The following is a 4988-nucleotide window of genomic DNA, read 5'->3' as shown; positions in this document are numbered from 1 at the left end:
TCCGCCCTCGGCTTCCGCAACCTCACCCACTACATCGCTCGGTCGCTGCTCGAAGCCGGAGGGTTCAGACCCGCGCTACACCCTCGTTCGTGAAGAGCCGCGAAAGCTCGACACACCGAGCGACAGGACGCGCAGCATGATCTCGGTGAACCAGGCGAACCCGCGCGTCTCGGTCACGGATGACGGGAGGCGTGAGATGACGGCCCCGCGGCGCGTCGGGCTACCCAGCGTGAGGGTGAGACGTGACAGCGGTGGCCCCTCGACGGGATCGACCTCGACGGCCCATTCCTGCCCCGCCTGCGCGATGCGGACGTCAGCAAGGACGACGTTGTCGATGTCGTGGAGCAGCCGCACGTCGTCGGCGAGGATCTCGCTCTCCACGTAGAGGGTTCGGCAGCCGTCGGCCTCCGCGACGAGCAGGCCGCACCACGAGCCGAACGGTGATTCGTCCCAACACGAGGCGACGAAGCGCTCACCACTCGTCGTGGCGAACGACGCGAGCCGGCCGCGGTAGCGCTCGAGATCCGCGGCGCGGTGACGAGGCAGCGGGATTCGTGATGCGAGTTCACGCATTGGCGCGGCGCCGACGATGGCGCGGCTGGCACGACGGGCACCAGAACAGGTTGCGACCCGCGAACTCCTCGAGCGCAACGGGTGTGCCGCACACCAAACACGGTTGACCGGCCCGGCGGTAGACGTAGACCTCGCCTCCGTGCTTGTCGACGCGCGGCTCGCGCCCCATCGCCTCCGGCGTGTGCTCGGGTCGCACGGTGTCGATTCGACCGTCACGCACACCGAGTGGCATGAGGGCGACGAGGTCGGCCCAGATCGCGTCGAACTCCTCGCGCCGTAGGAACTTGCCGGGCATCTTCGGGTCGATGCCGTGACGGAACAGCACCTCGGCTCGGTAGATGTTGCCGACGCCGGGAAACACCTTCTGATCCATGAGGAGCGCCGCGACGGGCGTGCTCGTGCGTCGCACTCGAGCCCAGGCACGTTCGGGGTCGGCGTCACCGCGCAGGGGATCCGCGCCGAGCTTCGACGTGATCGTGTCGACCTCGTCGGGCGTGCGCAGCTCGCAGACGTTGGGCCCCCGCAGATCCATGACGACGCTCCCGTGCGGGTCGCCGTCCGTTCCGGAGACCCCGAGCCGCCACCGGATGGCGCCCGTCGCCGGCACGTCGGCCGGTTCGATTCCTTCGGTGAAGAAGAACTTGCCGAGCAAGCCGAGATGGATGTTGACGCGCTCGTCCATGCCCTCGAACCCGACGAACATGTGCTTGCCCCACGCCTCGGCCGCGTCGAAGACTCGCCCGTCGATGCGAGCGGCACTGTCGCTGAATCGGCCCTGCGGCGAAGAGGATTCGACGACACGTCCGGAGAACTGGTCGTTGAGCATGCCGGCGATTCGGTGGGTGACGTGACCTTCGGGCATCAGGTGACCTTCCGTGGGCGAGCGGGGCGCGTCATCGCACTCGCCAGGCGCCGAGTTCGGGTGGGACGGGGGATCGTTCGGCATCTGTCGTGAAAGCGGGCGCACCGCGCAAGAGCGAGGTGAGTTCGGCGCCCGCCCGGACTCCCGTGGGGAACATGGCGCGAGCCGCGCTCCGCCGAATCGTCGCGACGTCGAGGGACGATTCCGTCCGTGCCGCAGCGAGAACGACATTGCCGAACCGACGGCCCTTGAGCACTTCCTGGGCCCCGACGACGACGGCGTGGGGGAGCCGCACGACGAAGGTTGCCGCGGCTCGGCCGGTCCAGGCGAAGCCCGGCTCGTCGGACAGGTTCGCGAGCAGCACACCGCTCGGCTTGAGCACTCGCGCCACGTCGTCGGCGAACGCTGGGGAGACGAGCTCCGCGGGCACACGCCCGTCCGCAAACGCGTCGAGGACGACGACGTCCGCCGACTCGTCCTTGAGATCGCGCATCCCGGCCGCCCCGTCGACGCCGCGCACACGGATGCGGTGGCTGCGTGGAAGAGGCAGCTCACGGCGCACGGCCTCGGTGAGTTGGATGTCGGGCTCGAGGACGATCTGCGGCGAGCCGGGGCGCGTGGCTTCGACGTAGCGCGCCAGGGTGAGTCCGGCCCCGCCGACGTGGGTGACACCGAACGGTGCGGGAGCCGGCGGCGCGAGAGCGTCGACGAGCATCGCGAAGTGCTGGACGTACTCGAACTCGATGGAGGTCGGGTCGTCCGGGTCGACGTGCGACTGGGGATGGCCGTCGCGCATCACCGTCACGCCGCCGCGATCGTCGCGCACGAACTCGAAGCGTTCCTTCGTCGGTGCGGACGGCGCGGGGTCGGGGGAGGAGCGACGGCGGGCCATGCCCCAACTCTAGGTCGGTGTGCTCGCTGCTTCGTCCTGCATCGAGGTCTGGTGCAGCGCAAGCCTGCCCCGCGCTACGCGTGGCGGGTCTGTCGGAGGGGCCGGGTCGACACCGTTCTAGGATCAACGCCATGCCACCTCGTCGACGCATCCACCCCGCCGCGGGCCGCGAGGCCGTCCTCACCTGGGCGCTCGACCCCGAGGCCGCGACGCGACCCGTCACCGCAACCGCCGTGCGCTACACGCTCGAGGAGCTGGGCATCCAGGCACCCGGGCGCACGGTCGAAGTGCGTGTTCCGCCGTTCGGGGCAGTGCAGTGCGTCGCGGGCCCGGTGCACACGCGAGGCACCCCGCCGAACGTCACCGAGACCGACGCGGCGACGTGGCTACGCCTCGCGACCGGTCGCCTCACGTGGGCCGAGGCTGCCGCAGGCGGGAAGCTGCGCGTCTCCGGTCAGCGCGCGGATGTTTCTGCATATCTGCCGATCGTGCCGGTCATCTGACCGTCCGACGCCCCGTTCACCGCTTCAGCGCGCGGCTACTGCGCCACATGACGACGCCGCCCGCCCCCAGCAGGGGACGGGCGGAGTCGTTCGTGCGTCGGGTCAGCGCTTCGAGGCGTCCCAGTGGCGGAACATCGCAGCCTTCGCGGCGTCCTCGCTCGTGAACCACACCTCGGCTTCTGTCTGCTCGTAACCCGGGCTGTCGGGCGTGTGGAACAGCATCGAGTCGGCGTTGCCCTTGATCGTGAACTCGGGCGACGGCGCGGAGCCGTCCTCGTTCGGCTCGGCCGAACCCGGGCCGAACGGGCCGTCCTGCTGGCCCGCCGAGCTCGCGTGGTCGGGATCGCCGTCGTTCGAGTCACCCTCGTCCGTGCCGGCGACGAACGTCTGCTCGTCGGACTCCGACTGCGTCTGTGACTGCGACGACGAAGCCTCGTCGGTGGCGCTCGCCGAGCGGCTCTGCGAGTCGTCCGAGGCGTCGGCGGAGGCGGAGAACTTGTCGCTGCTCGTCTCCTGGACCTCGCCGATCTTGGCGGGGGCCGCGTCCTCCGGCGTCGTCGGGGCGACACCGCTGTCCTCGACGACGGCATTGTCGGAGGCGGCGAGCTCGTCGTCCTCACGCTCAAGCTCGACGTCGTCGGCCGACGGCTCCCCGGTGGCACCGGCGTCAGCCGCGTCGCGGGCCTCGGCCGACTCGGCAGCCGACGTGTCCACGGAGTCGTGTGTGCGTCCGGCTGCGACGGCCGCCGCTGCCGCAGCACCGCCACTCACACCGGCCGCAGCGACAGCCGCGTCCGAGGCGCCTCGCTCGTCCTTCTCGGACGAAGCATCGGCGTCATCGGCGGGGGTCCCGGCAGCGGCCTCGGTGTCAGCTGCGGAAACCTGCTCCGACTCGGTTTCGGACGACGTGTCGGCGTCGACCGAAGCTGCGTCGCTCTGGCTCGACTCAGCCGCGGCCTCGGTGCTCTCGGAGGCGGGCGCGTCGGGCGTCTCCGCGTTCTGAGCCGGGGCGCTGTCGAGCTGGTCGAGCGGCAGGGGCTCGGTGCCCCAGTCGTCGCCACCCGAGCTCGCGGGTGCTGCCGCAGCGGCCGGAGCCGATGCGGAATCGGAGCTCGAAGACGCAGACTCGGTTGAGTCCTCGGACTCACTCTCGGACGCCGCAGCATCCGGTGCACCTGCGGCGTCCGATGCGGGAACCTCGTCCTCGACGGCATCCGTGGAGGCGTTGGCAGCTGCGTCGCCCGCGGCGGTGTCGTCGGCTGCCGCGCCCTGCGAGGACGTCTCCGGGGAGGCAGCTTCCGTGTCATCCGACGTCGCGTCGCTCGACGGCTGCTCCGACGCCTCAGCAGGCGACTCGGCCGGCTCGGACTGCGCCGCGGGAGCGTTGTCGAGGTCGGCCAGGGCCGGGGGCTCGGTGTTCCAGTCGTCCCCACCCGAACCACCGGAGCTCGCAGCGGCGGCAGTGGCCGCCGTGGCCGTCGCAGCAGCCGCAGCCGGCGCGACGCTGCTCTTCTCGCCCTCGGACTTCTCGGTCGTTTCCTCAGCGTCGGACTCGTCGCTCGAAGCGGGCTTCGTCTCCTCCGCTGTGGCCTCCTCAGCGGGAGCCTTCGAGTCGGACTCAGCCGACTCGGACGGTGCTTCGCTCGTCGACTGCGTCGAGGTCTCGGCGGACGACGCAGCGGGAGCGCTGTCGAGGTCCTCCAGAGCAGGGGGCTCGGTGGCCCAGTCGTCGCCGCTCGAGCTGGCCGACGCAGCAGCAGCGGGCTTCTCGTTCGCCACTGACGACTCCGGGGCCTCACTGGTCTCGGCCTTCGGAGCCTCGGCGTCACTCGGCTCGGCGGGCTTCGTCGCAGCCTTCTCGTCGTTCGCCGACGCGGCCGGAGCGCTGTCGAGGTCCTCGAGAGCCGGCGGCTCGGCGGCCCAGTCGTCGCCACCCGAGCTCGCGGCGGCGGTAGGCGCGGCAGCGGGCTCCGTGTTGGTAGCCGCCTCCGAGGAAGCCTGCGTCTCCGTGGGCTTGTCCTCGCTCTTGGCTTCGGCAGGGGCCGAGTCGTCGAGAGCCGGGGGCTCCGCATCCCAGTCGTCGCCGGACGCGGCGGGCGCGGGAGCGGCCTTCGTGTCAGCAGCGGCCGAGTCGTCGAGGCCGGGGGCGTCGGCAGTC

5 protein-coding genes are annotated in these 4988 nt (G+C 71.1%); 1 reads left to right on the top strand and 4 read right to left on the bottom strand.

Features of this window, described 5'->3' with window-relative positions:
* Positions 1–75: 75 nt before the first annotated feature.
* Genes D1832_RS14860 through D1832_RS14850 form a run of 3 tightly spaced genes read right to left on the bottom strand, consistent with a single transcriptional unit; the run spans position 76 to position 2327 of the window.
* The gene (locus D1832_RS14860; RefSeq protein ID WP_118915149.1) at positions 76–573 is read right to left on the bottom strand and encodes a hypothetical protein; all 498 of its coding nucleotides are present in this window, start codon (positions 571–573) and stop codon (positions 76–78) included.
* On the bottom strand, positions 566–1435 hold the full coding sequence (locus tag D1832_RS14855) for an Fpg/Nei family DNA glycosylase (protein ID WP_118915150.1): 870 nt from the start codon (positions 1433–1435) through the stop codon (positions 566–568). Before D1832_RS14855 ends, D1832_RS14860 begins: the two co-directional genes overlap by 8 nt.
* Before the next feature lie 31 nt (positions 1436–1466).
* Positions 1467–2327 carry a spermidine synthase gene (locus D1832_RS14850; RefSeq protein ID WP_118915147.1) on the bottom strand — a complete coding sequence of 287 codons (861 nt, stop codon included), beginning with the start codon at positions 2325–2327 and terminating at the stop codon, positions 1467–1469.
* Positions 2328–2458: 131 nt separating this feature from the next.
* Here D1832_RS14850 and D1832_RS14845 point away from each other — a divergent pair, with 131 nt between their 5' ends.
* The gene (locus D1832_RS14845; RefSeq protein ID WP_118915145.1) at positions 2459–2830 is read left to right on the top strand and encodes a sterol carrier family protein; all 372 of its coding nucleotides are present in this window, start codon (positions 2459–2461) and stop codon (positions 2828–2830) included.
* A 102-nt stretch (positions 2831–2932) separates the two neighbouring features.
* On the opposite strand, the gene D1832_RS15465 is transcribed toward D1832_RS14845, so the two are convergent.
* Positions 2933–4988, bottom strand: a 2056-nt coding sequence (locus D1832_RS15465; RefSeq protein ID WP_182434823.1) for a sunset domain-containing protein, incomplete at its 5' end; no start/stop codon positions are given.

This window comes from Dermacoccus abyssi (genome assembly GCF_003515945.1).
Taxonomy (GTDB): domain Bacteria; phylum Actinomycetota; class Actinomycetes; order Actinomycetales; family Dermatophilaceae; genus Dermacoccus; species Dermacoccus abyssi.
Note: the sequence above shows the minus strand (reverse complement) of the source record. Positions and strands in the feature narration are given on the sequence as shown.

Coding starts and splice junctions, on each gene's coding strand:
- D1832_RS14850 (WP_118915147.1), bottom strand. CDS start 2,327: ATGGCCCGCCGTCGCTCCTCCCCCGACCCCGCGCCGTCCGCACCGACG.
- D1832_RS14860 (WP_118915149.1), bottom strand. CDS start 573: ATGCGTGAACTCGCATCACGAATCCCGCTGCCTCGTCACCGCGCCGCG.
- D1832_RS14855 (WP_118915150.1), bottom strand. CDS start 1,435: ATGCCCGAAGGTCACGTCACCCACCGAATCGCCGGCATGCTCAACGAC.
- D1832_RS14845 (WP_118915145.1), top strand. CDS start 2,459: ATGCCACCTCGTCGACGCATCCACCCCGCCGCGGGCCGCGAGGCCGTC.